Source organism: Vibrio sp. 10N.261.51.A4 (assembly GCF_041471945.1).
GTDB classification, from domain to species: Bacteria; Pseudomonadota; Gammaproteobacteria; order Enterobacterales; family Vibrionaceae; genus Vibrio; species Vibrio crassostreae_C.
In genome coordinates, this window is the sequence record NZ_JBFRPJ010000159.1 from 1 (window position 1) to 384 (window position 384).

The 384-nt window shown below is 42.7% G+C and carries 1 protein-coding gene; it reads right to left on the reverse strand.

From position 1 onward, the window contains the following. Window positions 1–356: transposase (locus AB4384_RS23470; RefSeq protein WP_372130191.1), on the reverse strand; the 356-nt coding region annotated here is incomplete at its 3' end. Between the last annotated feature and the right edge of the window lie 28 nt (window positions 357–384).

Genomic DNA, 384 nt, shown 5'->3' on the forward strand with positions numbered 1-384 from the left:
ATAGCTTGTTGTTCCAATGACTTTGGACGACTGTACTTGATACCAATTTGTATAGCGGCGTTAGCGATGGCGAGAGCATCATTATGATCCGTTTTATGACCTTCTAGGTATCCTTTCACCTTCTTAGGGTTAATGATTCGGACTTCATGCCCAAGTTTTTCTGCTAATTGCCCCCAGTAATGGCAACCGCAACAACCTTCCATGGCGACAATCGAAGGCTTAGCCTTTGCCAAGAACTCTTTCATCTTCTGGCGACTCAGAGGTTTATTGGACATTAGCTCACCATGAATGCTGATATGGCAGGCTTGAAGAACATTTTTTGCTAAGTCGATAGCGATAACATTTTTAGTCAACATATTGGAACCCTCGGTTTTTTCTCACACT